Annotated in this window: 29 protein-coding genes; 5 read left to right on the forward strand and 24 right to left on the reverse strand. The window is 67.7% G+C overall.

The window, feature by feature from the left end; all coding sequences use genetic code 11:
* Positions 1-138 precede the first annotated feature (138 nt).
* The 5 genes from BW41_RS11820 to BW41_RS11840 all read right to left on the reverse strand — a co-directional run bounded on the left by BW41_RS11820 (position 139) and on the right by BW41_RS11840 (position 3466).
* Positions 139-1644: a M56 family metallopeptidase gene (locus tag BW41_RS11820; RefSeq protein WP_037534636.1), complete on the reverse strand. Its 1506-nt coding sequence runs from the start codon at positions 1642-1644 to the stop codon at positions 139-141.
* Complete coding sequence (locus BW41_RS11825; protein WP_037534638.1) at positions 1641-2009, reverse strand: BlaI/MecI/CopY family transcriptional regulator; 369 nt, start codon at positions 2007-2009, stop codon at positions 1641-1643. Before BW41_RS11825 ends, BW41_RS11820 begins: the two co-directional genes overlap by 4 nt.
* Before the next feature lie 567 nt (positions 2010-2576).
* Positions 2577-2897 (reverse strand): Grx4 family monothiol glutaredoxin, encoded by a 321-nt coding sequence (gene grxD / locus BW41_RS11830; RefSeq protein ID WP_037534779.1) that lies wholly within the window; start codon positions 2895-2897, stop codon positions 2577-2579.
* 9 nt (positions 2898-2906) lie between these two features.
* Positions 2907-3137: a BolA family protein gene (locus tag BW41_RS11835; RefSeq protein ID WP_037534640.1), complete on the reverse strand. Its 231-nt coding sequence runs from the start codon at positions 3135-3137 to the stop codon at positions 2907-2909.
* Positions 3137-3466 (reverse strand): DUF1476 domain-containing protein, encoded by a 330-nt coding sequence (locus tag BW41_RS11840; protein WP_037534642.1) that lies wholly within the window; start codon positions 3464-3466, stop codon positions 3137-3139. Before BW41_RS11840 ends, BW41_RS11835 begins: the two co-directional genes overlap by 1 nt.
* A 153-nt stretch (positions 3467-3619) precedes the next feature.
* Here BW41_RS11840 and BW41_RS21595 point away from each other — a divergent pair, with 153 nt between their 5' ends.
* Entirely contained in the window at positions 3620-3772 is a 153-nt protein-coding gene (locus BW41_RS21595) for a hypothetical protein (RefSeq protein WP_200870412.1), read from the forward strand.
* Positions 3773-3776: 4 nt separating this feature from the next.
* Here BW41_RS21595 and BW41_RS11845 read toward each other — a convergent pair whose 3' ends face one another.
* The 12 genes from BW41_RS11845 to BW41_RS11900 form a co-directional block, all read right to left on the reverse strand.
* Entirely contained in the window at positions 3777-4775 is a 999-nt protein-coding gene (locus BW41_RS11845; protein ID WP_200870413.1) for an NADPH:quinone oxidoreductase family protein, read from the reverse strand.
* Complete coding sequence (gene leuD / locus BW41_RS11850) at positions 4738-5367, reverse strand: 3-isopropylmalate dehydratase small subunit (protein ID WP_037534644.1); 630 nt, start codon at positions 5365-5367, stop codon at positions 4738-4740. The genes BW41_RS11845 and leuD overlap by 38 nt, the downstream gene beginning before the upstream one ends.
* Positions 5368-5482: 115 nt before the next feature.
* The gene (gene leuC / locus BW41_RS11855; protein ID WP_037534646.1) at positions 5483-6922 is read right to left on the reverse strand and encodes a 3-isopropylmalate dehydratase large subunit; all 1440 of its coding nucleotides are present in this window, start codon (positions 6920-6922) and stop codon (positions 5483-5485) included.
* Between the two features lie 59 nt (positions 6923-6981).
* A complete protein-coding gene (locus tag BW41_RS11860; RefSeq protein ID WP_037534648.1) occupies positions 6982-7665 on the reverse strand; it encodes a glutathione S-transferase family protein in 684 nt (227 codons plus the stop codon).
* 59 nt (positions 7666-7724) lie between these two features.
* On the reverse strand, positions 7725-8378 hold the full coding sequence (locus BW41_RS11865; RefSeq protein ID WP_037534650.1) for a CoA transferase subunit B: 654 nt from the start codon (positions 8376-8378) through the stop codon (positions 7725-7727).
* Positions 8378-8701 (reverse strand): DUF5076 domain-containing protein, encoded by a 324-nt coding sequence (locus BW41_RS11870; protein ID WP_037534652.1) that lies wholly within the window; start codon positions 8699-8701, stop codon positions 8378-8380. Before BW41_RS11870 ends, BW41_RS11865 begins: the two co-directional genes overlap by 1 nt.
* On the reverse strand, positions 8698-9654 hold the full coding sequence (locus tag BW41_RS11875; RefSeq protein WP_037534653.1) for an HAD family acid phosphatase: 957 nt from the start codon (positions 9652-9654) through the stop codon (positions 8698-8700). Before BW41_RS11875 ends, BW41_RS11870 begins: the two co-directional genes overlap by 4 nt.
* Positions 9651-10358, reverse strand: a complete 708-nt coding sequence (locus BW41_RS11880; protein WP_037534655.1) for a CoA transferase subunit A — start codon at positions 10356-10358, stop codon at positions 9651-9653. The genes BW41_RS11875 and BW41_RS11880 overlap by 4 nt, the downstream gene beginning before the upstream one ends.
* A 140-nt stretch (positions 10359-10498) precedes the next feature.
* Positions 10499-13156 carry a pyruvate, phosphate dikinase gene (gene ppdK / locus BW41_RS11885; protein ID WP_037534656.1) on the reverse strand — a complete coding sequence of 886 codons (2658 nt, stop codon included), beginning with the start codon at positions 13154-13156 and terminating at the stop codon, positions 10499-10501.
* A gap of 65 nt (positions 13157-13221) precedes the next feature.
* A complete protein-coding gene (gene glyS / locus BW41_RS11890; protein ID WP_037534781.1) occupies positions 13222-15363 on the reverse strand; it encodes a glycine--tRNA ligase subunit beta in 2142 nt (713 codons plus the stop codon).
* Positions 15364-15370: 7 nt separating this feature from the next.
* On the reverse strand, positions 15371-15838 hold the full coding sequence (locus BW41_RS11895; RefSeq protein WP_443027645.1) for an endonuclease domain-containing protein: 468 nt from the start codon (positions 15836-15838) through the stop codon (positions 15371-15373).
* Complete coding sequence (locus tag BW41_RS11900; protein ID WP_200870414.1) at positions 15835-16704, reverse strand: glycine--tRNA ligase subunit alpha; 870 nt, start codon at positions 16702-16704, stop codon at positions 15835-15837. The genes BW41_RS11895 and BW41_RS11900 overlap by 4 nt, the downstream gene beginning before the upstream one ends.
* A 96-nt stretch (positions 16705-16800) precedes the next feature.
* On the opposite strand from BW41_RS11900, the gene BW41_RS11905 reads away from it, so the two are divergent.
* Positions 16801-17706, forward strand: coding sequence for a TraB/GumN family protein (locus BW41_RS11905; protein WP_037534658.1), 906 nt, complete (start codon positions 16801-16803; stop codon positions 17704-17706).
* Positions 17707-18002: 296 nt separating this feature from the next.
* Complete coding sequence (locus tag BW41_RS11910) at positions 18003-18641, forward strand: 50S ribosomal protein L25/general stress protein Ctc (RefSeq protein WP_037534659.1); 639 nt, start codon at positions 18003-18005, stop codon at positions 18639-18641.
* A 208-nt stretch (positions 18642-18849) separates the two neighbouring features.
* Here BW41_RS11910 and BW41_RS11915 read toward each other — a convergent pair whose 3' ends face one another.
* Positions 18850-19599 carry a MauE/DoxX family redox-associated membrane protein gene (locus BW41_RS11915; RefSeq protein WP_037534660.1) on the reverse strand — a complete coding sequence of 250 codons (750 nt, stop codon included), beginning with the start codon at positions 19597-19599 and terminating at the stop codon, positions 18850-18852.
* Between the two features lie 72 nt (positions 19600-19671).
* On the opposite strand from BW41_RS11915, the gene BW41_RS11920 reads away from it, so the two are divergent.
* Positions 19672-20091 carry a MerR family transcriptional regulator gene (locus BW41_RS11920; RefSeq protein ID WP_081793059.1) on the forward strand — a complete coding sequence of 140 codons (420 nt, stop codon included), beginning with the start codon at positions 19672-19674 and terminating at the stop codon, positions 20089-20091.
* A gap of 565 nt (positions 20092-20656) precedes the next feature.
* Here the strand turns inward: BW41_RS11920 and BW41_RS11925 are convergent.
* From BW41_RS11925 to BW41_RS11950, 6 genes are all read right to left on the reverse strand, one after another.
* Complete coding sequence (locus tag BW41_RS11925) at positions 20657-21943, reverse strand: TnsD family Tn7-like transposition protein (RefSeq protein ID WP_081793060.1); 1287 nt, start codon at positions 21941-21943, stop codon at positions 20657-20659.
* Between the two features lie 56 nt (positions 21944-21999).
* Positions 22000-22332: a hypothetical protein gene (locus BW41_RS11930; RefSeq protein ID WP_037534663.1), complete on the reverse strand. Its 333-nt coding sequence runs from the start codon at positions 22330-22332 to the stop codon at positions 22000-22002.
* A 147-nt stretch (positions 22333-22479) separates the two neighbouring features.
* Positions 22480-22842, reverse strand: coding sequence for a hypothetical protein (locus tag BW41_RS11935; protein ID WP_037534664.1), 363 nt, complete (start codon positions 22840-22842; stop codon positions 22480-22482).
* Positions 22843-22996: 154 nt separating this feature from the next.
* Positions 22997-23911: a 3'-5' exonuclease gene (locus BW41_RS11940; RefSeq protein WP_051583465.1), complete on the reverse strand. Its 915-nt coding sequence runs from the start codon at positions 23909-23911 to the stop codon at positions 22997-22999.
* Between the two features lie 79 nt (positions 23912-23990).
* Positions 23991-25034 carry an HWE histidine kinase domain-containing protein gene (locus tag BW41_RS11945; protein ID WP_037534665.1) on the reverse strand — a complete coding sequence of 348 codons (1044 nt, stop codon included), beginning with the start codon at positions 25032-25034 and terminating at the stop codon, positions 23991-23993.
* Entirely contained in the window at positions 25034-25558 is a 525-nt protein-coding gene (locus BW41_RS11950) for a hypothetical protein (RefSeq protein ID WP_152542283.1), read from the reverse strand. The genes BW41_RS11945 and BW41_RS11950 overlap by 1 nt, the downstream gene beginning before the upstream one ends.
* Positions 25559-25798: 240 nt before the next feature.
* Here BW41_RS11950 and BW41_RS11955 point away from each other — a divergent pair, with 240 nt between their 5' ends.
* Positions 25799-26131, forward strand: coding sequence for a helix-turn-helix domain-containing protein (locus BW41_RS11955; RefSeq protein ID WP_037534667.1), 333 nt, complete (start codon positions 25799-25801; stop codon positions 26129-26131).
* Positions 26132-26141: the final 10 nt, after the last annotated feature.

The following is a 26141-nucleotide window of genomic DNA, read 5'->3' on the forward strand; positions in this document are numbered from 1 at the left end:
CTGGGGCGCGGCCGGGAGGGCATGGCGCGACGAAAGCGCTCGTCGTGCGGCGCGAGCGGCGCGGCGCGTCTCCCCCGCGCCGGGCGTCGCGGATGCTGTTTCGGACGCAAGGCCCTCGGCAGCACCCGCCTGCGCCGCTCAGTCCTTGCCGCCCGACGCCATCTCCGCGCGCAGTTCGGCGAGCGCCGCGTCGATGTCGGCAAGCGCCTCCTGCCGCTCCGCCGCCGGGATGGCGTCATTGTCGGAGACGCGGGCGCGCGTCGCCTGGACGCTCGCCAGCGCGCTGGCCATCGCGTCGAGCCGGATCTTCTCGGCGTTGAGGCCGGCTTCGGCACCGGCCAGCGCCGCCGTCTGGATGCGATTGCTGCAGATGACCATCGCGCGGCGATCGCCCCTGCCGGTGGTGATGACGAAGCGCTGCGGCCCGCCATCGGCGCCATCGACGCAGCGGCGCTCGGTGACGGCCGGGACTCCCGTCATCGCGCGATCGACGCGAGGCTGGATGGCGCCCGCGTCGACCACGGGGGCGGCGGTGCGATTGATCGTCACGACGCGATTCTCGTCGTGAACCGTCTTGACGATGACGCGATGCGGCGCGGCCGGGGCGGCGGGCGCGATGGCTGCCGCCGGGGCCGCCGGGGCTGGCGGAGCGGCCGGTGCTGCAGGAGCGGCCGGGGTTTGCAGATCGACTCCCATCGCATCGCCCACCCGGCCGCTCAGCGCGCTCGCCGCGCTGGTGCCCGAAGCGGTGAGGCCGAGCCCGACGAGGGCGAGCGATGACACCAGGGCGCCCCCGGCGGCGAGCCGACGTGGCGACAGACGGGACGTGGACAGCATGCGGATCCTCCCTTTCAGATCATCGATGGTATGGAGATGGCAGGCGGCGGAGACGGCACCGCCATGCGCCGCCTTGACGATCGCACAGGCATAGGCATGCCGGTCGATCGTCGAGCGGCCGGCGAGCACCCGCGCGTCATTGGCGAGTTCCTGATCGGCGCGAAAGGCGCGGAAGGCGCGCCACGCCACCGGATTGAACCAGTGCAGCGCCAGCACCGCGAGCGCGATCCAATTGGCGACGAGGTCGCCGCGCTGGTGGTGGCCGATCTCATGTTCGAGCGCCAGTTCGCGCTCGTCGGCGTCATAGCGGTCGGCGAAATCGAGCGGAAAGGCGACGTAGCGGCGCATCACGCCGAAGGCGAGCGGGCCGGCGGCGGCCTTGCTGGCGATGACGCGCACGCCGCGCACCTCCTCGATGCTCGCTGCGCTGCGCAGCAGCCGGCGGCAGTGGCGGGCGTGGCTGGTGAGGTGCCAGACGAGGAAGCCGATCGCCCCCGCCGCCCAGAGCAGCGCGATCGCCGCGCCGATCATCGGTGCAAGGGACGCCGATGGTGCCGCCGCGACAGCCTGCGCCGGCGCGTCGCCGACGAAGATGGTGATCGTCTCGCCGGCCCGGCTGATCGGCGTTACCGCCACCTGCCGCCAGGCCGCGGGCAGCGGCGGCAGCAGCAACCGCAACACGGGCAAAGCCCAGAGCGCATAGCCGAGCTGCGCGCCGAACGCCTGGCGCACCGGCGCGCGCACCAGCAGGACGAGCAGCATCAGCAGCGTGGAGGCGACCAGCGCCTCGATCAGCCAGCCGGTCATGGCTTGATCGCCTTGAGCAGCGCCTCGATCTCGGCGATGTCCTGCGCGCTCAATTCGTCCCGCTCGGCAAGATGCGCGACCAGCGGCGTCAGCTTGCCGCCGAACAGCCGGTCGATCAGGCGTTTCGATTCGCCCGAGACATAGTCGCCGCGCGCGACCAGCGGCCGGTAGAGATAGCGGCGGCCGTCTTCCTCATGCGTGATCGCCGCCTTGGCGAGCAATCGTCCGAGCAGCGTCTTGACCGTATTGGCGCTCCAGCCGCGCGCCGGATCGACGCGCTCGGCTACGTCCTGCGCGGTGAGCGGCGCCTCATCCCACAGCACCTCCATCACCGCATGTTCGGCATCGCTGATTCGTTCGGCCACGTCGCGCTCCTGTCTGGACTACGTATGTAATCGTATCGATTACGCGCGTAGTCAAGCAGGATGATCTGGTGTCGGATCGGCTTACAGGTGATACGCGGTTGCGTGTGGCGCGAAGGGGGTTGCACCGCAGATTTCCGCGGGTTTCCAATACTGGCACGGCACGTGCGTAGGGTCGGACAGCCGAGCGTCACGACGCTTCAGCAGGGTGGGGTCATCGCTGTTCCGCGTCTCGCGACCCCACCCGCACCCGGCCTTCCCTGACGATCGCGACCGTCCCCTGCCGTCGTCATGCCGGGCGTGGTCCGGCATTCACGGAGCCGCAGGAGCGTGAGCCGTCGATATCGCGGCGCGGTGGACCCCGTACAAGTCCGGGGTGACGGGGTGTGTCGGGCAGGCGGAGAGCGCCGCACAGACCCCGTCCATGCAGGCGGGCTGGCAGGGCTTTACAACGTTATCTCTGTGCGGAGCACCGGGGTCAGCGGAACGTACTGCCGAACGCGCCCGGGGTTCATGCCGGTCATCACGACGGCATGACGGGGCGTCACCGCGCCCGCCATGCCGGTCCGGTCAGGCCGCGTCGCGCTTCAGCAGAGTGGCGAGTTCGCCGCTCTCATACATCTCCATCATGATGTCCGATCCGCCGACGAATTCGCCGCCGACGTAGAGCTGCGGAATCGTCGGCCAGTCCGAATAGGCCTTGATGCCCTGACGGATGCCCTGGTCCTGCAACACGTCGACGCTCTCATATTGCACGTCGAGATGGTCGAGGATCGCCACCGCACGGCTGGAGAAGCCGCACTGCGGGAACAGCGGGCCGCCCTTCATGAACAGCACCACCGGGTGGCTCTTCACGACGGTGTCGATGCGGGCGTTGATATCGTCAGTCATGGTCATTCCTCAGGCGGCAGCGGTCTTGAGTTGCAAGGCGTGGAGTTCGCCGCCCATCCGCGTGCCGAGCGCCGCATAGACGGCCTGGTGCTGCTGGCGCAGCGGCTTGCCGGCGAAGCTCGGCGAGACGACGCGGGCGGCATAATGATCGCCGTCGCCGGCGAGATCGGTGATCTCGACGATCGCGTCGGGGATGGCGGCGCGGATCAGCGCGGCGATGTCATCGGCGGCCATCGGCATCAGCCCTGCTCCGACTGGAACAGCTGGCGACGCGCCTCGATCATCTTCTCGGCGAGCGCGCGGCGGACGCTGGCATCGTCGATGTCGACGCCGGCGGCGGTAAGGTCGCCGAACAGCTTGCGCACGACATCCTCGTCACCGGCTTCCTCGAAATCGGCCTGGACGACCGACTTGGCATAAGCGTCGGTCTCCTCGGGAGTCAGCCCCATCTGCGCCGCGGCCCATTGGCCGAGCAGACGGTTGCGACGCGCGGTGATGCGGAACGCCATCTCCTCCTCCCGTGCGAAGGCCGCCTCGTGGCTGCGTTCGCGGTCGTCGAACATGGACATCGTCGGCTCACCCCTTGTTGCTCGTCTGCGCACATAGGGTGGGGCCCCGGCAGGCGCAACGGAGCGCCGCATTGCCCGGTCCGGAACCAATAGGTTAATGGAGCGATAACTATATATGGCGCGGCAATCCATTCGCGCCGCAGGAGAAGGATCATGATCAACCGGCCCGTCCCCGTCGGCGGCCCCGTCCGCACCACCCCGCGCCGTTCCAGCCGCGCCGCACCGCTCACCGGCATCGTCGTCGGCTCGGTCATCTCGGTCCTGCTGTGGGCGATGCTGCTCGCGCTGTTCTTCGCGATACGCTGACCGCTCAGTCGAGCGTCACCACCAATTTGCCGATCGCGGTCCGCGCCGCCATGGCCGCGATCGCGTCACCGCCACGGTCGAGCGGGTAGCGCGCGGTGACCTTGGGTGCGATGCGACCGTCGCGCCACAGGTCGAACAGGGTCGCGACATGCGCGGCATTGGCCTGCGGATCCCGCGCGGCGAACGCCCCCCAGAAGACGCCGCAGACATCGCAGCTCTTGAGCAACGTCAGGTTGAGCGGCAGCCTGGGGATGCCGGCCGGAAAGCCGACGACCAGATAGCGCCCTTCCCAGCCGATCGCGCGCAAGGCCGGCTCCGCATAGTCGCCGCCGACCGGATCGTAGATCACGTCGAACCCGCCGCGCCCGCCCGCCGCCTTGAACCGCTCGGCGAGCGCCTTGGACGCATCCTTGTCGAACGGCGCGCGGCCATAGACGATCGTCTCGTCCGCCCCCGCCGCGCTTGCGGCCGCGGCCTTCTCCTCGGACGACACCGCCGCGACGACGCGCGCGCCGAACGCCTTGCCGAGTTCGATCGCCGCCAGCCCGACCCCGCCCGCCGCGCCGAGCACGAGCAACGCCTGGCCCGCGCGCAGGCGCCCGCGGTCGAGCAGCGCATGGATCGTCGTCGCATAGGTCAGCAGCAACGCCGCCCCCTCGGCAAAGTCGCGCTCGGCCGGCAACCGATACAGGCGCTGCGGATCGGTGACGATCTGCGTCGCCAGCCCGCCATGGCCGATCACCCCCATCACCCGGTCGCCGATCTGCCAGCCGTCGACACCCTCGCCGAGCGCATCGATCACCCCGGCGATCTCGCCGCCCGGCGCGAACGGGCGCGGCGGTTTGAACTGGTAGCGATCCTCGATGATCAGCACGTCGGGGTAATTGATCGCGCAGGCCTTGACGGCGACGCGGACCTGTCCGCGCGCCGGCTGCACGTCCGCCAGTTCGGTGAGTTCTAGAGTGTCAGGTCCGCCCGGCGCCGTCGATAGCAATGCCCGCATAACCGCTCCTGCTCCCGATCCAGGGGCGGTATCGATCCACCGCGCCTTCGAATTTCGAAATCGCGGTATCTCTTGCCATCGTCAGGCCGATCTCGTCCAGCCCCTCCATCAGGCATTGCCGGCGGAAGGCATCGAGCGTGAAGGCGAACCGGTCCTGATAGGGGGTCGTCACCGTCATCGTCTCGAGGTCGACGGTGACCGGCTGGTCCTTCGCCACCTCGACCAGCCGATCGACCGCCTCCTGCGGCAGCACGACGGGGACGATGCCGTTCTTGAACGCATTGCCGGAGAAGATGTCGGAGAAGCTCGGCGCAATCACCGCGCGCACGCCCATATCGGCGAGCGCCCAGGCGGCATGCTCACGGCTCGACCCGCAGCCGAAATTGTCGCCGGCGATCAGGATCGGCGCACCCGCGTAGCGCGGATCGTCGAAGACGTTGCCCGGCTGTGCGCGCACCGTCTCGAACGCACCGCGCGCGAGGCCGGCACGCGAGATCGTCTTGAGCCAATGCGCCGGGATGATGATGTCGGTGTCGATATTCTTGGCACCCCAGGGATAGGCGGTGCCGCTGACGCGGGTGACGGGCTGCATCGGTGCGTCCGTCAGCGCTCGATCTTGGCCGGATGCGCGAGCGCCCGCGCGCCCGCGACATAGGCGGCGACGCCGCTCAGCATCGCGCCTGCCACCAGCAATACCAGCACCTTCTTCATCGCGTCGCTCCCATCAGATCCCGCACGTCGGCCAAATGGCCGGTGACCGCCGCCGCCGCCGCCATCGCCGGCGACAGCAGATGTGTGCGCGCGCCAGGTCCCTGTCGACCCACGAAATTCCGGTTCGACGTGGAGGCGCACCGCTCTCCCGCAGGGACCTTGTCCGGGTTCATCGCCAGACACATCGAACAGCCCGGCTCGCGCCATTCGAAGCCGGCGCGGGTGAACACTTGGTCCAGCCCCTCTGCCTCCGCCTGGCGCTTGACCAGTCCCGATCCCGGTACGACCATCGCGCGCACGCCATCGGCGACGCGGCGACCGTCGGCGACCGCGGCGGCGGCGCGCAGATCCTCGATCCGGCTGTTGGTGCAACTGCCGATGAAGACATGCTGCACGGCGACGTCCTGCATCGCCGTGCCCGGCGTCAGGCCCATATAGTCGAGGCTGCGCTGCGCCGCGGCGCGCTTGGCGGGATCGGCGAAGCTGTCGGGCGCGGGGACGACACCGGTAATCGGCACGACATCCTCGGGGCTCGTTCCCCAGGTCAGTGCCGGTGCGATGTCGGTGGCGTCGAGCACGACGCGCTTGTCGTAGGTCGCGCCGGCATCGGTGGCGAGGCTGCGCCACCAGGCGACCGCCTGCTCCCATGCATCGCCCTGCGGCGCCATCGGTCGCCCCTTGAGATAGGCGAAGGTGACATCGTCGGGCGCGACCAGACCGGCGCGCGCGCCGCCCTCGATCGACATGTTGGCGACGGTCATCCGCCCCTCGATCGACATGGCGCGGATCACCTCGCCAGTATATTCGATGACATGGCCGGTGCCGCCCGCCGCGCCGATCCGCCCCATGATCGCGAGGATCACGTCCTTGGGGCTGACCCCGAAGCCCAGGGTGCCGTCGACGCGCACCTCCATCGTCTTCGATGGGCTGAGCAGCAGCGTCTGCGTCGCCAGCACATGCTCGACCTCGCTGGTGCCGATGCCGAAGGCGAGCGCGCCGAGCGCGCCGTGCGTCGAGGTATGGCTGTCGCCGCACACCAACGTCGTGCCGGGCAGCGTGAAGCCCAGTTCCGGCCCGACGACATGGACGATGCCCTGCTCCGCCGCCGTCGCATCGATATAGTCGATGCCGAATTCGGCGGTGTTGCGGCGAAGCGCGTCGAGCTGTTGCGCGCTCTCCGGATCGGCGATCGGCAGCATCCGCCCGACCGCATCCACCCGCGGCGTCGTCGGCAGATTGTGATCCGGCACCGCGAGGGTGAGTTCGGGCCGGCGCACCCGCCGCCCGGCGACGCGCAGCCCCTCGAAGGCCTGCGGGCTCGTCACCTCATGGACGAGGTGCCGGTCGATATAGATGAGGCAGGTGCCATCCTCACGCCGTTCGACGACGTGCGCGGCCCAGATCTTTTCATACAAGGTGTGCGGAATGGAGGTCATGATGCGCGGCCGTTAACTCAAATGATGCGCGAGCGGAACCCGGTGCGACAGATTATTGCCTAGCGACGATAGTCCGCCGTGACCATGCCACAGCGATGCAGGTCTGCCTCATGCTCCGCCTCGCGCCATGTCTCGGCGAGCGCCGCCGCTTCCCAGGCGCGCAGCGCCGGATGGGCGAGGATCGTGTCGACCCAGCGCCGCCCAGCGTCGCCGACCTCGATCCCATAGGTGCGGACGCGGAAGGCGACCGGAGCGTAAAAGGCATCCACCGCGCTGAACGTCTCGCCGGCAAGCCATGGACCGCCGAAGCGCGCCAGCCCCTCCGCCCATAGTTCGGCGATCCGCGCGACGTCCCGCGCCAGCGCCGCCGACCCCGTAGCCGGAGTCGCGCGGACGCCGACGTTCATCGTCCGCTCGCTGCGCAGCACGCCGAAGCCGCCGTGCATCTCCGCGACCGCGCATTGCGCCCACGCCCGCGCCGCCGCGTCCGCCGGCCAGATGCCGGGATGCCGGTCGGCGAGATAGAGGACGATACCGAGCGAATCCCAGATCGTCCGATCGCCGTCGAGCAGCACCGGCACCTGCCCGGTCGGCGAGAAGGCGCGGAACGCCGCATAGTTTTCCGCCTGCGTGAACGGCTCGATCCGATCGACGAACGGAATGCCGAGCGCGGTCATCAACGCCCACGGCCGCAGCGACCAGCTCGAATAATTGCGATTGGCGGTGATCAGGACGTAACTCATGGCCGCGACTTTCCGATGATCGATCGCTTACTTATAGCCGCGAAGCGGACCGCGCCGGCTCATGCGTGATCGAACGCCGCCGTCGTCTTCGCCGCGACCTCGTCCGCGGTGACGCCCGGCGCCAGCTCGACCAGCCGGAAGCGGGACTGGTGATCGGGTCGGCGGAATACGGCGAGATCGGTGACGATCATGTCGACGACGTTGCGGCCGGTCAGCGGCAGCGTGCAGGCGGGGATGAACTTGGCGCTGCCGTCCTTGGCGGTGTGATCCATGACGACGATGATCTGCTTGACCCCGGCGACGAGGTCCATCGCGCCGCCCATGCCCTTGATCATCTTGCCGGGGATCATCCAGTTGGCGATGTCGCCGCCCTCGCTCACCTCCATCGCGCCCAATACCGTCAGGTCGATGTGGCCGCCGCGGATCATCGCGAAGCTCTGCTCGCTGCCGAAATAGGCGCTGTGCGGCAATTCGCTGATCGTCTGCTTGCCGGCGTTGATCAGATCGGGGTCGACTTGGTCGTCAAAGGGAAACGGGCCGATACCCAACATGCCGTTTTCCGATTGCAGCGTCACCTCGACGCCGGGCGGGATATGGTTGGCGACCAGCGTCGGGATGCCGATGCCGAGGTTGACGTAATAGCCGTCGCGCAATTCCTGTGCGGCGCGCGCCGCCATCTGGTTACGGTCCCAGCCCGTCGTCTGCGTGGTCATCAGTGCAATCCTCCCGGGTGGTTGGCGATCCGCGCGAGCGCGTCGGGATCGAGTTCGGGACGCGCGCTATCGACGCCGCGCCAGATCAGGGCTTCGGCCTCGCCCGCATCGATGCCGAGCGCCTGCGCATGGGCCTTGGCGGCGTGGCGGATGGTGTCGGCCATCAGGACGCCGAACATCTCCGCATCGGCGAGCACGCCCGCATCGATCACCACCGCCGACCCCGCGCGGTCGGTCACCCAGATGCGCGCGACCTCGACCGATCGGGCGCCGAGATCGGGGATCGCCGACAGCGGGATGGCGCGCGGCTTGGCCGGCTTCATGGCGTGTCGCTCCAGCGTTTGTCGGCGGGGAAGACGTCGGCGAACCCGCCCGACAGGCCGCTGCCATAGACCGGATTGGGCAGCACGAACCAGCCGTTGCCCCACATCGCCGCAATCCCCTCGCCCTCGGCGAGCGCGCGGCGGGCGGCGGCGGAGGGACCGGCGAACAGGTCGCTGAAGTCGCCGAGCTGGTCGCCCGCCATCGCCACCACGCAATAGCGCGCCGCGATCGCGTTGCGCCGCGCGTCCTTGCCGCTCGGCCCGTCGCGCAGCAGCAGGTCGCCGCCTGGCGTGAAGTCCCCCAGCCCCGCCGCCTTGAGCGCGGCGACCGTGCCGGCGGCGGTGGCGGCGCCGCGATTGCTGTTGATGATCACCGCGATGCCCGCCGCCCGCAGCGCGGCGAAGGCCTCGACGGCGCCCGGCACCGGCGCGACCGCTTTGGCGCCGGTCCGCTCCCATCGCGCCCATTGCGCCGGATCGAAGGGTGCGGAGGGGTGGCGCGCCGCCAGCGCCTCGACGCCGAGATTGAGCAGCACCGTCTCGTCGGCATCGAACACCGCGGCGCGCGGCTTGCCGTCGCACGCCTGCCAGCGCGGCGCGGCGAGCGTCGCGCCGGGGGCGAGCACGACGCTGTCCCCGGCGGCGCGGCGATAGGTCGCATAGGCCACGAGCGCGCGGAACGCCTGCCGGCTGAGCGCCGCCGCCTCCGCCGAGCCGTAGAGATATTGATATTGCGGCGGCACCGGCTGCGCATCGGCGGCCGTCGCACCCCCTGCCCCTGCCCCTGCCGCGCCAGTCGGCGGCGGCAATGCGGTGAGGCCGGTGATCCGCACCAATCTGCCGTCGGCGGTATAGGTCTGGCCCGGCGCGGGCAGCGTCGCGACGCGCTGCCGCGTGCCGCCACAGCCGGCGAGCAGCGCGGTCGCCAGCAGCAGGGCCGCGCGCCGCATCATGCCGCCGCCCGCTCGCGCACGGTGCGGAACTCGATCTTCTTGTCATAGAGCGCGCCGACGATCATCCGCTTGACGTAGATGCCGGGCAGATGGATCGCATCGGGGTCGAGGCTGCCGACCGGCACCACTTCCTCGACCTCGGCGACGCAGATGCGCCCCGCGGTGGCCATCGGCTGGTTGAAGTTGCGCGCGGTCTTGCGGAAGATCAGATTGCCGCTCTCGTCCGCCTTCCAGCCCTTGATGATGCTGAGGTCGGCGCGGATGCCGCGTTCGAGGATATACTCCTCGCCGTCGAAGCTCTTCACTTCCTTGCCCTCGGCGATCAGCGTACCGACGCCGGTCTTGGTGTAGAAGCCGGGGATGCCCGCGCCGCCGGCGCGGCAGCGTTCGGCGAGCGTGCCCTGGGGACAGAATTCCACCGCCAGCTCGCCGCTGAGATACTGCCGCTCGAACTCCTTGTTCTCGCCGACGTAGCTCGAGATCATCTTCTTCACCTGCCGCGTCCGCAGCAGCTTGCCGAGCCCCTCGCCGTCGATGCCGGCATTGTTGCTGGCGATGGTCAGGTCTTTGGTACCCGCCGCCTGGATCGCGTCGATCAGCCGCTCCGGAATGCCGCACAGGCCGAAGCCGCCCGCGCAGATCGTCATGCCGTCATGCAGCAGCCCGTCGAGCGCCGCGGCCGCATCGGGATAGAGCTTGTTCATCGCCCGTGACTCTCCTGTCTGTGCCGCGGCGATAGCGGGGCGGGCGCGGCGTGGTCAATGTGACGCGGTGTTCCTGCGCCCGCAGGAACCCAGGGCCAAACAGCGCACCTGGGCTCCTGCATGCGCCGGAGCACGGAGGCCTAGCGCAACGCCGCCTGCGCCGCCGCCAGCCGGGCGATCGGCACGCGATAGGGCGAGGCCGACACGTAATCGAGCCCGACCTTCTCGCAGAAGGCGATGCTCGCCGGGTCGCCGCCATGTTCGCCGCAGATGCCGAGCTTGATGTCGGGCCGCGTCTTGCGCCCGCGCTCCGCCGCCAGCTCGACCAGCTCGCCGACGCCCTCGACGTCGAGGCTGACGAACGGGTCCTTGGCGTAAATGCCCTGCTCGACATAGGCGCCGAGGAAGCGCGCCGCATCGTCGCGGCTGACGCCCAAGGTGGTCTGGGTCAGGTCGTTGGTGCCGAACGAGAAGAACTCGCCCGTCTCGGCGATCTCACCCGCCTTGAGCGCAGCGCGCGGCAGCTCGATCATCGTGCCGACGAGATAGTCGATCGTCGTGCCGCGCTCGGCGAACACCGCCTGCGCCGCCTTGTCGACCACCGCCTTCATCAGGTCGAGCTCGCGCTTGGTGGCGACCAGCGGGATCATCACCTCGGGGATCGGCGCCTTCCCCGACCTGGCTGCGACGTCGAGCGCCGCCTCGAAGATCGCCCGCGCCTGCGTCTCGTAGATCTCGGGATAGGTGACGCCGAGCCGGCAGCCGCGATGGCCGAGCATCGGGTTGAATTCGTGCAGCTCCGTGGCGCGGCGCTTGAGCAGCTCGATATCGACGCCGGCCGCCGCGGCGACCTCGGCGAATTCATTCTCCTCGTGCGGCAGGAATTCGTGTAGCGGCGGATCGAGCAGCCGCACCGTCACCGGCAACCCCGCCATCACCTCGAAGATCGCGGTGAAGTCGCTGCGCTGCGCCGGCAGCAATTTGGCGAGCGCGGCGCGACGCCCCGCCTCGTCCTGCGCGAGGATCATCTGGCGCACCGCGGTGATCCGGTCGGCGTCGAAGAACATATGTTCGGTGCGGCAGAGGCCGACGCCCTCGGCGCCGAAGTCGCGCGCGGTCTGGCAGTCGAGCGGCGTCTCGGCATTGGCGCGCACCTTGAGCCGGCGCACGCCGTCGGCCCATTCCATCAGCACGCCGAAATCGCCGGCGAGCTCGGGCTGGACGGTGGCGACGGAGCCGAACATCACCTCGCCGCTGGTGCCGTCGATGGTGATCGTGTCGCCCTCGCCGATCGTCCGACCGGCGACCTTCATCACCTTGTCCTTGGCGGAGATCGACAGCGACCCCGCGCCCGAGACGCACGGCCGGCCCATGCCGCGCGCGACCACCGCGGCGTGGCTGGTCATGCCGCCGCGCGCCGTCAGGATGCCGGCGGCGGCATGCATGCCGTGGATATCCTCCGGGCTGGTCTCGACGCGGACGAGGATGACCGATTCCCCCGCCGCCTTGCGCTTCTCGGCGCTGTCGGCGTCGAACACGACGCGGCCCGAGGCGGCGCCCGGGGAGGCGGGCAGGCCCTTGGCGATGACGTCGCGCGGCGCCTTGGGATCGAGCGTCGGGTGGAGCAGCTGGTCGAGCGCCATCGGATCGACGCGCAGGATCGCCTCGTTCCGGCTGATCAGCCCCTCGTTCGCCATGTCGACCGCGATCTTGAGCGCCGCCTTGGCGGTGCGCTTGCCCGATCGCGTCTGGAGCATCCACAGCTTGCCCTGTTCGACGGTGAACTCGATGTCCTGCATGTCGCGGTAATGCGTTTCGAGCCGGTCGAACACCGCGGCCAGCTCGGCATAGACCGCGGGCATCGCCTCTTCCATCGACGCGGGCTTGGCGCCCGCTTCCTCGCGCGCGGCGCGGGTCAGATATTGCGGCGTGCGGATGCCCGCCACCACGTCCTCGCCCTGCGCGTTGATCAGGAATTCGCCGTAATAGGCGCGGTCGCCCTTGGACGGATCGCGGGTGAAGGCGACGCCGGTCGCCGAGGTCTCGCCCATATTGCCGAACACCATCGCCTGGACGTTGACCGCGGTACCCCAGTCGGCGGGGATGTCGTTGAGCCGGCGGTAGACCTTGGCGCGCTCCGACTGCCACGATCCGAACACCGCGCCGACCGCGCCCCACAATTGATCGTGGACGTCCTGCGGGAAGGGCTTGCCCCATTCCGCCGCGACCAGCGCCTTATATTCGCCGACCAGCGTGCGCAGATCGTCGGCACTCAGCTCGGTATCCAGGGTGAAGCCGTTGTCTTCCTTGGCGATCTCCAGCGCTTCCTCAAATGCGCCATGGTCGAGTTCGAGCACCACGTCGGCATACATCTGGATGAAGCGGCGATAGCTGTCCCAGGCGAAGCGCGCGTCGCCGGAGCGGGCGGCAAGCCCCTCGACGGTCGCGTCGTTGAGGCCGAGGTTGAGCACCGTGTCCATCATCCCCGGCATCGACACGCGTGCGCCGGAACGGACCGAAACGAGCAAGGGATTGGCCGGATCACCGAACGCCTTGCCGGTGATCCCCTCGATATGCGCGATGCCGGCGGCGACCTCGTCCCGCAGGCTTTGCGGGAATTGCTCGCCTTCCTCGTAATAGCGCGTGCACATCGCGGTCGAGATGGTGAAGCCCGGCGGCACCGGCAGGCCGATCGACGCCATTTCGGCAAGGTTCGCGCCCTTGCCGCCGAGCAGATTCTTGTCGCCCTTCCCACCGTCCGAAACGCCGCCACCGAAGCGGTACACGTATTGGGTCATCGCTAATCCTTCACTGCGCTGGATGCCTGCCCCGGGGAGGATGGAGAGCATGTCGGATCGGGCCGCTACCCCTCGATCCTGCTGAAATCGGCGACCGTATGAACGGCGGCGCGGACCCGGTCGAGCAGCTGGAGCCGGGCGGCGCGCTTGGCGGGATCGGCGTCGTTGACGGTGACGTCGTCGAAGAACGCGTCGATCGGCGCACGCAGCGAGGCGAGCGCCGCCATCGCGCCCTCGAAATCCTCCGCCTCGATCGCCGCCGCCGCCTTGGGCTCGGCCGCGTCGAGTGCGGCGATCAGTGCGGCTTCGGCGGGTTCGGGCGCGTAGCTGGCGACTGCCGCCTCCCGATCGGGAACGCCTTCCTTTTTGAGGATGTTCGCGGCGCGCTTGTAGCCGGCGAGCAGGTTGGTGCCGTCCTCGGTTGCGACGAAAGCCTGCAGGGCATGGACCCGCGCGAGCAGCCGGACGAGATCGTCCTCGCCGCCGAGCGCGAACACCGCGTCGATCAGATCGTGGCGGACGCCCGCCTCGCGCTGCTGCACCTTGAGCCGGTCGGCGAAGAAGTCGAGCACGCCCTGATCCACCGCGGTGCCGAGCGGAAAGCGCAGGCCGTTGTCGAGGATCAGCGCGATCACGCCGAGGGCGGAGCGGCGCAGCGCGAACGGGTCCTTCGATCCGCTGGGACGCAGGTCGGCACCGAAGAACTGCGTGATGCTGTCGAGCTTGTCCGCCAGCGCCACCGCCACCGTCACCAGCGCGGCCGGCACCGCATCGCCCTGTCCGACCGGCTTGTAATGATCGCGCACCGCTTCGGCGACCGCGTCGGGCTCGCCCTGCGCGGCGGCATAATAGCCGCCGATCAGGCCCTGCAATTCCGGAAACTCGCCGACCATGCCGGTGACGAGGTCCGCCTTGGCGAGCCGCGCGGCGCGCTCCGCCATATCGGCGAGCACAACATGCTCCTCCCCGGCACGGGGAGGGGGACCGCCGGCCGCAGGCCGGTGGTGGAGGGGGGCTTCCGCGGGCGATGCCGCCTGTGGCACCCCCCCTCCACCGGCTTCGCCGGTCCCCCTCCCCGTGCCGAGGAGGATTATCCCCTCCTCCACCAGCCACCGTGCGAGCGTCGCGACGCGATCGACCTTGTCCGCCACCGTCCCCAGTTTCTCGTGGAAGACGATGTTCGCCAGCTTCGTCGCCTGCGTCTCGAGCGGCGTCTTGAGGTCGGTCTCGTAGAAGAAGCGCGCGTCCGACAGCCGCGCCGCGAGCACCTTGCGATTGCCCTCGACGATCTGCGCGCCGCCGTCGGTCGCCTCGATATTGGCGGTACAGACGAAGGCATTGGCGAGCGCGCCCTCGGCATCGCGGCAGACGAAATACTTCTGGTTCACCCGCGCGGTGAGCTGGATCACCTCGGGCGGCACCGACAGGAAGTCGGGATCGAACCGGCCGAGCAGCGGCACCGGCCATTCGGTCAGCCCGGCATTCTCGGCGACCAGCCCCTCGTCCTCGACCAGCACGAGTCCGGCCTCGGCCGCCAGCGCCGTCGCCCGTTCGCGGATCAGCGCGCGGCGTTCGTCCTGATCGACGATGACGTGGCAGGCGCGCAGCTTCTCGACATAATCCGCCGCCGAGCCGATCGTGATCTGGCCGGGATGGTGGAAGCGGTGCCCGAAGGTCGCGACGCCCGACCGGATGCCGGCGATCTCGACCTCGACCAGATCCTCGCCGAACAGAGCGACGATGCCGTGCAGCGGCCGCACCCAGCGCAGCGATTCGGTCGAGGCGGAGGCCGCGCCCCAGCGCATCGACTTGGGCCAGGGAAAGCCGCGGATGATCGCCGGGATGGCCTCGGCGAGCACGTCGGTGGTGGCGCGGCCGGGCCGCTCGGTGATCGCATAGAGCACGCCGTCGCGCTCGGTCAGCGCCTCGCGGGTCAGCCCGGTCTTGCGCAGGAAGCCCTCGAGCGCCTGCGGCGGCGCGCTCGCCTTGGGGCCTTTCAGCTCCTCGGACACCGCCTGCGTCTCGGCCGGCAGGTCGCGCGCGATCAGCACCAGCCGCCGCGGCGTCGCATAGGTGACGAGCGATCCGGCGGCGAGACCCGCCTTGCCCAGTTCGGCGGCGAACAGCCGGGCGAGATCGTCCCGCGCCTTGTCCTGCATCCGCGCAGGGATTTCTTCGGAACGCAGTTCGAGGAGGAAGTCGGTCATCATCTTCTCAATCCTCCCCGGCACGGGGAGGGGGACCGCCAGCCGCAGGCTGGTGGTGGAGGGGGTTGGCCGCAAGCGCTGCGATCGCGTCAGCAGCGGCGTCGGCATCTTTCAGCACGTCCTTTGCGGGGATGTGCAGAACAGGATACCCGTTCTCGATCAAGAAGGCATCACGCGCGATATCCCGGCTCGGCCGATCGGCGCGGTCATGCGCTTCGCCATCGACTTCGACGATCGTGCGGGTCGCGCTGCAATAAAAATCGGCGACATAGGGGCCGACCGGATGCTGCTTGCGGAACTTTGCGCCAGCCTGTTGACCTTTGAGCCGCTGCCAGAGCAGCGCTTCGGGCAGGCTCATCGACTTGCGCAATTTGCGGGCAGTGGCGGTTTCGGGGCGAAGCGAGCGCGGAGAGCCCCCTCCACCATCGCGCTGCGCGCGACGGTCCCCCTCCCCGTGCCGGGGAGGAATGGTCACGCCGCCCACCCGTTCTTCTCCATCCACGCCGCGCAGGCGCCTTTGGCAAGATCGCGGACGCGGCCGATATAGGCCTGGCGCTCCGCCACCGAGATCACACCGCGCGCCTGCAACAGGTTGAACGTGTGGCTCGCCTTGATCGCCTGTTCATAGGCGGGGATCGCCAGCCCGGCGGCGAGGCTGTTCTCGCATTCCGCCGCCGCCTTGCGGAACAGGTCGAACAGGCTGGCGGTGTCGGCGACCTCGAAATTCCACGTCGACATCTGCCGCTCGTTCTCGAGGAAGATGTCGCCATAGGTGACGCCCGCGTCGTTGAAGGCGAGATCGTAGACGTTGTCGACGTCCTGGATGTACATCGCCAGCCGTTCGAGCCCGTAGGTCAGCTCGCCCGCGACCGGCTTCATGTCGAACCCGCCCATCTGCTGGAAATAGGTGAACTGCGTCACCTCCATCCCGTCGCACCACACCTCCCAGCCGAGGCCCCAGGCGCCGAGCGTCGGGCTTTCCCAGTCATCCTCGACGAAGCGGATGTCGTGCCGCGTCATGTCGACGCCGATCGCCGCGAGGCTGCCGAGGTACAGCTCCTGCAGATCGGGCGGGCTCGGCTTGAGGATCACCTGATATTGATAATAATGCTGGAGCCGGTTGGGGTTCTTGCCATAGCGGCCGTCGGTCGGGCGGCGGCACGGCTGGACGAAGGCGGCGTTCCACGTATCGGGACCGAGCGCGCGCAGCGTCGTCGCGGTGTGGAACGTGCCCGCGCCCATTTCCATGTCGTAGGGCTGGAGGATCACGCAACCCCGGTCGCTCCAATAGTCATGGAGCGTCAGGATCATCTTCTGGAAGGAGAGAGGTGCGGCTGCCATCGGTCGAGGCTTTGGCCGATGCGACAGCGTCTAGCAAGTGGTGCGGCGCGGCATTAGCTTGGGGTAACACGACCCGATGATGGATAGATCCCCCGCATGATACGTCCCCTTGGCGCTGCACTGTCGGCGATCGCGCTCTGCCTGTCCCTGCCCGCCTGCGCCCGTCCCGCCGCGCCCGCGCGCGCCGCCAACGATGCCGATCCGGCGCTGTGGGTGGTCAAGGACAAGGATACGACCGTCTATCTGTTCGGCACCATCCACGTGCTCAAGCCGGGCCTGACCTGGTTCGACGAGGCGGTGAAGACCGCCTTCGACCGGTCGGACGAGGTCAAGCTGGAGATCGTCATGCCCGACCCCGCGGCGATGCAGGGCCTGGTGCAGGCGACCGGCGTCGCCGCCAAGGGCACGCCGCCGCTGACCGAGCGCCTGCCCGCCGACAAGCGCGCCGCCTTCACCGCCGCGGTGACCAACCTCGGCCTGCCCGCCAATGCGCTCGACACGTTCAAGCCGTGGCTGGCGGCGACGCAGCTGTCGGTGGCGCCGCTGTCCAAGCTCGGCTACGACAGCAGCAACGGCCCCGAACAGGTGATCACCGCCGCCGCCAAACAGGCGAACAAGCCGCTGACCGGGCTGGAGACCGCCGAACAGCAGCTCGGCTTCTTCGGCAGCCTGTCGGACAAGGCGCAGCTCGACTTCCTGGTCAGCACCGTCGATGAACTGCCCAAGCTCGACCAACAGATGGCGGCGATGGTCGACGATTGGGCGAAGGGCGATCCCGATGCGCTCGCCGCCGAGATGAACGACGAGCTGAAGAGCTCGCCCGAGGTCGCCAAGGTGCTGCTCACCGATCGCAACGCGCGCTGGGCGGCGTGGATCAAGCAGCGGATGGCGCGGCCGGGCACGGTGTTCATCGCGGTCGGCGCGGGGCACCTCGCCGGGCCGGACTCGGTGCAGGCGCAACTGGCGAAGCTGGGCGTCAAGGCGGAACGGGTGAAATACTGAGTCAATCCTCCCCGGCACGGGGAGGGGGACCGCGCCCGCAGGGCGTGGTGGAGGGGGCTTGCCGCAAGCGGCACCACTTGTGATGCTCATTACCGGGCCCACACACCCTCGCAGGTAACAGCCGCCTGCGCGGGAGGAGAGCCCCCTCCACCAGCTACGCTGGTCCCCCTCCCCGTGCCGGGGAGGAATTTGCGTTTTGGCGCACTCTCCGCTATGCGCGCCCGCTTCCGCTCCATGGTCATCCCTGGAGGCGTGGCGCGGGAACGGACTTTAGCACGTTTTGAAAAGGTAATCTGATGAGCGACACCATTACGCTCGCAGCCGAGACGCGCGACCGGGTTGGCAAGGGAGCCTCCCGGGCGCTGCGTCGTGACGGCCGCGTCCCCGCCGTGATCTACGGCCAGAACAAGGAACCGACGGCGGTTCACCTCGAAGAGAAGGCGCTGACCAAGGCGCTGATGACCGGTCACTTCATGACCTCGGTGATCATGGTCGCCGGCGAGCGGACGCTGCCCAAGGACGTCGCCTTCCACCCGGTCACCGATCGTCCGGTGCACGTCGACTTCCTGCGCATCGGTGAACATACCGAAGTCACCGTCGCGGTGCCGGTCGTGTTTGCGGACGAAGAGGAATGCCGCGGCATCAAGCAGGGCGGCGTGCTCAACATCACCCGTCACGAGGTCGAGCTGATCGTCGACGCGGCGGACATCCCGTCGGAGATCACCATCTCGCTCAAGGGCCGCGAGATCGGCGATTCGATCCACATCAGTGACGTCGCGCTGCCCAAGGGCGCCAAGCCGGCGATCGACGACCGCGACTTCGCGATCGCCACGATCGTGCCGCCGACGGTGCCGACCGCCGCCGACGAGGCGCTCGACGCCGAGGTCGCGGAGACGCAGGCCGCCGGTGCCGCTTCGGACACCGCCGAGGGCTGATCCCTTCGCAGGACGAGAACAGGGGCAGGGAAGCGACACGGCTTCCCTGCCCTTTTTCATGCGCCGGCCCGATCCCGATCCCGCCCATCCCCCGCACCGGGCGGCGTTCCCCGACCGCGTACGAACGCCTTCGGAGCCGCAGGCCGAACCGCGGCCCGAGGAACGTCATCGCCGGATAGATGCCGACGTGCGGCCGGATCGCGCCGGATCAAGGCGCAGCGGCGAACGCCATCCACAGCGCCATGACGACCATCATCACGTTTTCGGTCAGCGACAGGAAGCCGAGCGGCACGCTGCTGTCCCCGCCCACGCAGGCGCATTTCAGCTCGCGCCGGTCGATGTAGACCGCCTTGATCACCGACACCGCGCCGATCGTCCCGATCACCAGCGCGATCGGCACCGACAGCCAGGTCAGCACGCCCGCCGCCATCAGCACCCCTGCCAAGCCTTCGGCATAGGGATAGACGTACGAATAGGGCACCCAGCGTCTGGCCAGCAGGTCGTAGTTGAGGAACATCGTCGCGAACCGCTCGACGTTCTGGAGCTTGAGCAAGGCGAGGACGCACATCGAGAAGGCAATGAACCACTCGCCCGCGCGCAGCGTCAGCAGCGCACCGAACGCCGCCTGGCTCGCGGCGAGCGCCATCAGCGCCGTCATCGCGAACACCACCGCCACCGGGCGATAGGTCACCGCCTTCGGGTCGGCGACGGCCTTGCCGAAGAACCGCCGGACGTCGTCATAGCCGCCGACACGCTCGCCCGCGATGAAGGTCTGCGGCGTCGTCTTGACATGATGCTGCGCCTTGAACGCGTCGGTCTCCTCGCGGGTCGTCAGCCAGTGATCCTCGACCGCGAAGCCGCGCCGTTGCAGCAGATCCTTCGCCTTCAACCCATAGGGGCAGACGTGGGTCGGCATCACCATACGATAGAGGATCGCCTTCTTCGTCGCGGCCGGCATGTATCTTCTCCCATGCGTGATCGGCCCCTATATAGGGGCCGTACCATGGTACGGAGTCAAGGCGTGTCTTCCATGACGATCGCGACGCTTGCCGCCGAGGGCGGCGTGGGCGTCGAGACGATCCGGTTCTACCAGCGGCGCGGTCTGCTCGACACGCCGGACCGACCGCGCGGCGCGGGCAGCGGCGGTGGCATCCGCCGCTATGGCCCGTCCGACGTCCGGCGGCTGCGCTTCATCCGCTCCGCCCAGGCGGCCGGCTTCACGCTCGAGCAGATCCACGAGCTATTGGCGCTCGATGCCACCGACGATCGCGCGCGGGCGCGCACGCTCGCCATCGAGCGGCTCTCGGCGCTGGACGCGCAGATCGCCCATCTCGAAACGGCCCGAACGGCTCTTCGGCTTCTCGCGCAGGAATGCGGCAATGGCGATGCCGGCCCCTGCCCGATCCTGACCGCCTTCGACGGGGGGCACGGCCAAGCGCCCGTCCCCTGACGTCCGCGCGTCAACCGATCACCGCCGATCCCGACCGTTCCTCGCAGTGCCTCGTGCCGGTACGGGCGACCAGATCTCCGCCTTGGTGGACGCGCTCGACCGGGACAGCATCCCGGAGCTGGCAGCGCCGCCGCGCGCCTGCGTGGCCGAGGCACGTATCGGGTCGCGACGCCAGATGTGGACCTAGAATAAAGTTTGTTCAAAAACCAGCGCTCGTCCCTCGGGACGGGCGCTTTCCGTATGTACCGTCAAACTACCAGAGTTTGTCCATTTTCCGGAATTGCGTGCTCCTTGCCCGCTTGAGGTCGGGAATAAGGATTGGCCAAAAGCCCTCCCCCATCAAAATGCCTCGTCGAATAAAGATTGTCCATTATGCCGGCATCGCCGGATCATGCCGTTGGGGATCGGGAATAAAGATTGTCCATTTCTCCGCAGTCGCCGGGTAAGACCAAAGCCGGCCGGGAATAGAGATTGTCCATTTCCGGGCTCGGCGCGGTCTATGGCGCTGGAGGTCGGGAATGTAGCTTGGTCAAAAGCGCCGCGAGGCGAGTCGGCGAAGCCAATTTCAGGATGGCTTTTCCCACGGATCAAGGATGCCTTCCTTCTTCATGTGGCGCCGCAGGACGTCCCAGTTGGTGCCGACGGAAGCCGCTGCCTTCGTGATGGTCAGTCCGTCGCGCGCGCACTTCGCGACATGATCGCGGAGGAGCGGGCCGAACCGAACCCGGAAGGATCGGCCAAGTCTGCCGTCCGGGTATTTCGACCGCGTGTAGACGTATCCGCACGAGCAACGGAACTTGACCGTGATGATGCGGCCGTTGGTCTTCAAAGGTGCATCCGTTTCCGTGATCGTCATATGGCCGAAGTGCTCGGCAAGCGGGTTCTCGCAAGCCCAGGGGCCGTCGCCGAAGGGGCCGCTGCCCTTCTCGATCTCGTCCATTACCAGAGACAGGAAACACAAAGGGTCGGAATGAACCTTTCGTGTCGGATCCATCGTATGTTCCATCCAGCCGTTCGTGCGCCCGGTGCCAGCGAGCAGGCCAGGAAAAGCCGGCTCGAGAGGTGCCAGAACGTCGTCGACGATCAGGTTGAGACGCGTCCAATCGACTTGGGAGCCCGCACGGACACCCTTTGCGACGATCCGGGCGGTGATGCTCCGCGCCGCCGTCACTTCATCCTCGGAACGCGGGTTCTCGAGCCAATCCGTCGCTCGGCGCGCAAGTTTCAATAATCGCTGGCGCGGCACACTGCGATCGGCGACTGCGGACGGCGCATCGGGAGGGCATGTGTCTTTGTTCGCGCGGTGCAGAAAGTTGGTCTTCCCCAGCTTCACCTCGCTGATGCGCAGGTCGCACTCGTGCCGCGGACACACGAGGACGATGGGGAGCTGATGCTCCCGGCGAAAATATGCCTCGCCCTGACCTGCGATCATTTCTTCGTAGCACGCGGGGCAGAAGCGGACGGTTTGCAACGGACCAAGCGGCTTTGCCCTCAGGCCGATGACAAGCCCCACCTTCCCTTCCTCGCCCCGCATCGCCTTCATGGCTTTTTCCCGAACCTGCGCGGTCGCGAAAGCCGTGTAGTAGGGCAGAAGCGTATGGCGCATCGCGAGTTCGTCGGCGGACGGACCCGAATGAAGTCGCGACGCGAACCAATCGAGGTTGGACGGAAAGTCGACGACAGGTCTCTGGACATGGCGACCATAGACATGATCCCAGGTGTCCATGGCCGACACATGCGCCATGTGAAAGCTGAGCCGCGCGAACACCGAGTATAGGATTTCGCCGGGGTAGATCTCCGGGAAATACGGCATTCGGCGTGGATGGCTACGCGACTCGGCATTTTGCGTCATGCCGCCGACATGCGACTGTCAGGCCTGCCATTTCGTCAACGGCGGCAAGAGAGCCGTCAATCCGGCTCGCGGGGACAGAGCAGTTCGATCAGCAAGGTTTCCGACTGCAGGGTCTTGACGCTGCCCATTGTCACATCTGGTCGATTGAAACCGGGAGCCTCGAACAAACACGAGATCGGGCGTCCTGGCAAAGCGGCCTTGATGGTGTCGGGATAATCATTGTGCGGCGGCGTGAGAAAGACCTCATAGCGCCCATCGACGTACAGGACTTTGACACTCGAATTCATGACGATCTTCTTGACGCGCACCCTGTCGTCGACAAGGCTCAACTCGATTTGCACTCCCTTGGGCGACGCAATCTGCACGGCTCCGCCGCCTTTGCGCAACATGTCGGGTATGCTCGCTGGATCATGGCCCGCGGCACGAAGCTGATCGGCCAGGAAGACGGGCGCCCCGGGGAGGGGCGATGGGGATTGTCGTCGATGATTCGTCATCGCGCCTTCATCGCGGACGAATCTTTCCAGGTGGTGTTCGCTTCATACGGCCGGCGTGGCGGAAGCGGCTTCCTCGGACCAGAAGACCATCATCTCGATTTCAGACACGAGTTCGGCCGGCAACCCGCCGCCCAGACTGCTCACCGTTCCGCCCGTCGGGGTGGTCGAAAGCAGGATCGGCGCCGGATACGCCGGCGTCGCGATGACCGTCGCGGCTTCGTCCCCGTCGAGCGTGAAGACGACGGGGACCCCGATCTCGCGGCGGACGTCGTACGGGTGAGGTGACATCTCGACACGGTAACTCTCGCCTTGGTAAGTCACCCCTACCGGCAGACTCGCAGGATCTAGCCCGATACTGCGGATCAGCGCTCCGATGGCGGAGCTAAGTTCCTGATCACGCGACATTGGTCTTTTCCTCTCAAAACATGCAACCGCTCACTCCCCGATCAGCATCGTCGGCTCGATTGGCCTTCCACTCTACGTATCTCACCACGGTCTTCTCGTGGCCTGCGCTGCGGCTTTGGATGCCCCCATGTGAAGTTCGATCGATCGCCTTGGGCTAAAGGCGATCGGAGAAGCGCTCCCATGCGGTGACGCGTCGCACGGGCGGATCGGCCTCGTACAGATATACTCTGTCGTTGAGATACGCTCGTTCCGCATCCAGCTGATCACTGGGCACCTCTCGCCACCAGCATTTCGGCGGCGTGCCGTCATTGCCGGACCAGCTATAGCCCCGGCGCTTGAGCAGATCCTTGCGTTCGAAAGGCGCATGCTCGGCATGGATGATCCACGATGGCGCGCGAGCGCACCGCAGCAATGCGTCGAGGCCGGTCGATCCCGATGGCAACGTGGCGCCCAGCAGCGCGATGGTCGCATGACAGTCGTCCGTCGCGCGGTGGCCATCGTGGAAGAAGCCGATCCCGGCGAGGAGATAGCCTAATTTGGTCCCCTCGAAACCCTCGGCGCGCCAGTCGACCTGCGCCATCGAGCAGCCCCACGCGATGTCGGCGAAGCAGCCCCATGACCGCTCGACGAAGCGGCGATCGAACCGGGCGTTGTGGGCGATGACGATCCCGGCGTTCGCGATGAAGGCCGCGACGGCTTCGGCGTCGATGGCCTGTCCGGCCACCATCTCGTCGGTGATGCCCGTGAGCGCCGTGATCTCCTCGGGGATCGGCGTCTTGGGCTGTCGGTATGAGTGGAACGGCGCGAGCGTGCCGAGGACCTGACCATCGATCGTATAGGCGAAGGGCACCATGGCGAGTTCGATGATCTCGTCGGCGGCGGCATCGATGCCGGTCGTCTCGACATCGAGGACGATGCCAAGCCGTGCGCCGTCCGGCAGCCGATCCAGCGGGGTGGGCGTCCGCAGCCGCCGGAGCACGCGATAGTCGCCGGTCGCAGTGAGCGCCTCGACCATCATCTCGTGACGGCCGGCGTCGCCAGCCCAGCGCTCCGCCACGGCGTCGAACATCCGCTCGAACGCCGTATAGGTGGCTGAAGCCATGCCGCGGCGGGCGGATTGATCACGATCGTGGTCCATCGTCAGCGCCTTAGCGAACCGCCGGCGTCGGGAAACCGACGATCGCGGTGAGGCCGTACGGTTTCCAGTGAAGGTCGAGCGTGCCGCGACGCGCTGCGACGATGCGGCGCATGAGGGTCATGCCCTGTCCGCCGTCCCGGACGTTGGCCGCCACCCGACGCGACCCGCGTTCCGACCAGCGGATCTCGACGCGGCCGCTTTGCACCACGGACGTGACGTCGATCGCGCCCATGCCGCTCAGCGCGCCGTGCTTCGTGCTGTTCACCGCAAGCTCTCCGATCACCAATGCCAGCGCATCCGCCTGGCCGTGATCCAGTGTGCCAGGCAGATGACGCGCGACGATCGGACACATCGGCGTGGCGAAAGACGCGACGAGCGCAGGGACGAGATCGGCGACGGGCCGTTGGCCGCGATCGTCGCGGTGGAAGAGCTGCTGCGCGGTGCCGAGCGCGGCCAGCCGCGCCGCCATCTCGTCGGCGAATGCCTCCCGGTCGGCATTGCCGCGGGCGAAGGCGGACATCATGCCTGATGCGACGGCGTAAGTATTCTTGAGCCGGTGCTGCATCTCCTCGACCACCGCCTGCATGGCGTGGACGTCCTGGATGCGCTGGCTGATGTCGCGGGACCTGGCGATATAGGCTGCCGCCTCGCCTTCGCCGTTCTCGATCATCTCGATCGTCGTCTCCCACCATCTGTCGGGCATGGCGGGCGTGGGGCGCGCGAGATCGATGCGAACGTGCTCGAAGGCCTGTGCGCGTAAGAAGGCTTCGTCGATCGCGGTGCGGGATTCGATCGGCCAGACGTCCCGCCACTGCTTGCCGCGGACCTTGGCCTCATCGGCGATCTCCATCAGCCGGACGCCGATCCGGTTGATGCCCCGGATCCGGCCGTCGACCGTCAGCGTGGTCACGCATTCGAGATCCTGTTCGAGTACGTCCTCGATCGTGCCGTCCGGGACGATTGGCGGATTGTACTCGTGCAGCTCCCGGCGGGGCTGCGGCAGGATCGGAGCGATACCTGGTGGACGGGTGACGGGGTCGAGCAGCGCTGACATCAGAAGGGAACTCCGTCGATGGCGGTGGAGTGGGTCAGGGAGCGGTGGCGATCCCAGTCGACCTGGCTGAGCGTCGATGCGTTGAGCAGGACGCCGCAACGGCCGAGCCAGCTGGCCGCGACGCTTAGGCGGTCGCCGAGGTGGATGCGCACCAAGGGTTGGCTGAGGTGGTTCAGGAGATGGATGAGGCCGAGCGGATCGGACTGTGCGGCCGAGAGCGCAGCGCAGCTGCCTGCCACGTCGCCGGCGACACCGGCGTTCAGACCGTCGATGACATGGAATCGCACACAGAGTTCGTTCCAGACCGACGCGCTCGCCGTGGGCTCCTGCAGCAGGATTTCGCTGATCAGCCAGTCCGGCGCCAGCTTGGTCGCGGTGACGAGACTCGTGACCGCGGAGGCGATCTCCTCGGCCTCCTCAATGAATGCCGAGGCGGGCAGCCGCCGCCACAGCGACAGTGGGCCGACCAGGTTGCGTTCCTGGGTCGCGATTTCGCCTTCCAGCGCCACGTTGCGCATGTTCACCACCTCCTGTTTCAGGATGGATTTGATCCGGAAAACGGAACAAATAACGAACGCGATCGACTCATTTACGGGCGGGTTTTTCTGGGCCGGCAGTGACTCGGATCGGGACGATCGTCGCGGGAGGCGTCGTCAGTCGAGGCGTGCTCATCAGGCCGTCGCGCATCGTCGCCGGGGACATCAGTTGTCTCATTATGTCACATTTGATTTGAATAATGTGACGACGGGTGTCAGGGCTTGAATATGGACGACAAGGCGCAATTCCAGCGGGCGATCGCCGCTTACGTCGAGGACCAGCCGACGCAGGCAGTGGCGGCCCGCAAGCTCGGGCTGAACCGGCAGACGGTGCATCGTTATGTGAAGGGTCAATCGCACCCCAGGGTGAAGCGCCGAAGAGATTTGCTGCGGCTGATCGGCGGCGGCCCCGAAGGCGGGGAAGCCATGAAGATGCCGCCCCAATTATCTTCACTGGACGATGAAAGCCTTAGGGGCTTCCGTGACCTAATGGTACACTTGGTGACATTGATCGACCTTGACGTGGCGTCGAGGGCCGGCAAAGAACGGAAGGGCGGCTGAATCGTAATGA

The sequence above is a fragment of the Sphingomonas sp. RIT328 genome, assembly GCF_000632225.1.
In the GTDB taxonomy this organism is placed as follows: domain Bacteria; phylum Pseudomonadota; class Alphaproteobacteria; order Sphingomonadales; family Sphingomonadaceae; genus Sphingomonas; species Sphingomonas kyungheensis.

Bases quoted from the DNA above. Each gene is read 5' to 3' on its own strand.
- BW41_RS11820 (WP_037534636.1), bottom strand. From the start codon at position 1,644: ATGACCGGCTGGCTGATCGAGGCGCTGGTCGCCTCCACGCTGCTGATG.
- grxD (WP_037534779.1), bottom strand. From the start codon at position 2,897: ATGACTGACGATATCAACGCCCGCATCGACACCGTCGTGAAGAGCCAC.
- BW41_RS11835 (WP_037534640.1), bottom strand. From the start codon at position 3,137: ATGCCGATGGCCGCCGATGACATCGCCGCGCTGATCCGCGCCGCCATC.
- BW41_RS11840 (WP_037534642.1), bottom strand. From the start codon at position 3,466: ATGTCCATGTTCGACGACCGCGAACGCAGCCACGAGGCGGCCTTCGCA.
- BW41_RS21595 (WP_200870412.1), top strand. From the start codon at position 3,620: ATGATCAACCGGCCCGTCCCCGTCGGCGGCCCCGTCCGCACCACCCCG.
- BW41_RS11845 (WP_200870413.1), bottom strand. From the start codon at position 4,775: ATGCGGGCATTGCTATCGACGGCGCCGGGCGGACCTGACACTCTAGAA.
- leuD (WP_037534644.1), bottom strand. From the start codon at position 5,367: ATGCAGCCCGTCACCCGCGTCAGCGGCACCGCCTATCCCTGGGGTGCC.
- leuC (WP_037534646.1), bottom strand. From the start codon at position 6,922: ATGACCTCCATTCCGCACACCTTGTATGAAAAGATCTGGGCCGCGCAC.
- BW41_RS11860 (WP_037534648.1), bottom strand. From the start codon at position 7,665: ATGAGTTACGTCCTGATCACCGCCAATCGCAATTATTCGAGCTGGTCG.
- BW41_RS11865 (WP_037534650.1), bottom strand. From the start codon at position 8,378: ATGACCACGCAGACGACGGGCTGGGACCGTAACCAGATGGCGGCGCGC.
- BW41_RS11870 (WP_037534652.1), bottom strand. From the start codon at position 8,701: ATGAAGCCGGCCAAGCCGCGCGCCATCCCGCTGTCGGCGATCCCCGAT.
- BW41_RS11875 (WP_037534653.1), bottom strand. From the start codon at position 9,654: ATGATGCGGCGCGCGGCCCTGCTGCTGGCGACCGCGCTGCTCGCCGGC.
- BW41_RS11880 (WP_037534655.1), bottom strand. From the start codon at position 10,358: ATGAACAAGCTCTATCCCGATGCGGCCGCGGCGCTCGACGGGCTGCTG.
- ppdK (WP_037534656.1), bottom strand. From the start codon at position 13,156: ATGACCCAATACGTGTACCGCTTCGGTGGCGGCGTTTCGGACGGTGGG.
- glyS (WP_037534781.1), bottom strand. From the start codon at position 15,363: ATGACCGACTTCCTCCTCGAACTGCGTTCCGAAGAAATCCCTGCGCGG.
- BW41_RS11900 (WP_200870414.1), bottom strand. From the start codon at position 16,704: ATGGCAGCCGCACCTCTCTCCTTCCAGAAGATGATCCTGACGCTCCAT.
- BW41_RS11905 (WP_037534658.1), top strand. From the start codon at position 16,801: ATGATACGTCCCCTTGGCGCTGCACTGTCGGCGATCGCGCTCTGCCTG.
- BW41_RS11910 (WP_037534659.1), top strand. From the start codon at position 18,003: ATGAGCGACACCATTACGCTCGCAGCCGAGACGCGCGACCGGGTTGGC.
- BW41_RS11915 (WP_037534660.1), bottom strand. From the start codon at position 19,599: ATGCCGGCCGCGACGAAGAAGGCGATCCTCTATCGTATGGTGATGCCG.
- BW41_RS11920 (WP_081793059.1), top strand. From the start codon at position 19,672: ATGACGATCGCGACGCTTGCCGCCGAGGGCGGCGTGGGCGTCGAGACG.
- BW41_RS11925 (WP_081793060.1), bottom strand. From the start codon at position 21,943: ATGACGCAAAATGCCGAGTCGCGTAGCCATCCACGCCGAATGCCGTAT.
- BW41_RS11930 (WP_037534663.1), bottom strand. From the start codon at position 22,332: ATGTTGCGCAAAGGCGGCGGAGCCGTGCAGATTGCGTCGCCCAAGGGA.
- BW41_RS11935 (WP_037534664.1), bottom strand. From the start codon at position 22,842: ATGTCGCGTGATCAGGAACTTAGCTCCGCCATCGGAGCGCTGATCCGC.
- BW41_RS11940 (WP_051583465.1), bottom strand. From the start codon at position 23,911: ATGTTCGACGCCGTGGCGGAGCGCTGGGCTGGCGACGCCGGCCGTCAC.
- BW41_RS11945 (WP_037534665.1), bottom strand. From the start codon at position 25,034: ATGTCAGCGCTGCTCGACCCCGTCACCCGTCCACCAGGTATCGCTCCG.
- BW41_RS11955 (WP_037534667.1), top strand. From the start codon at position 25,799: ATGGACGACAAGGCGCAATTCCAGCGGGCGATCGCCGCTTACGTCGAG.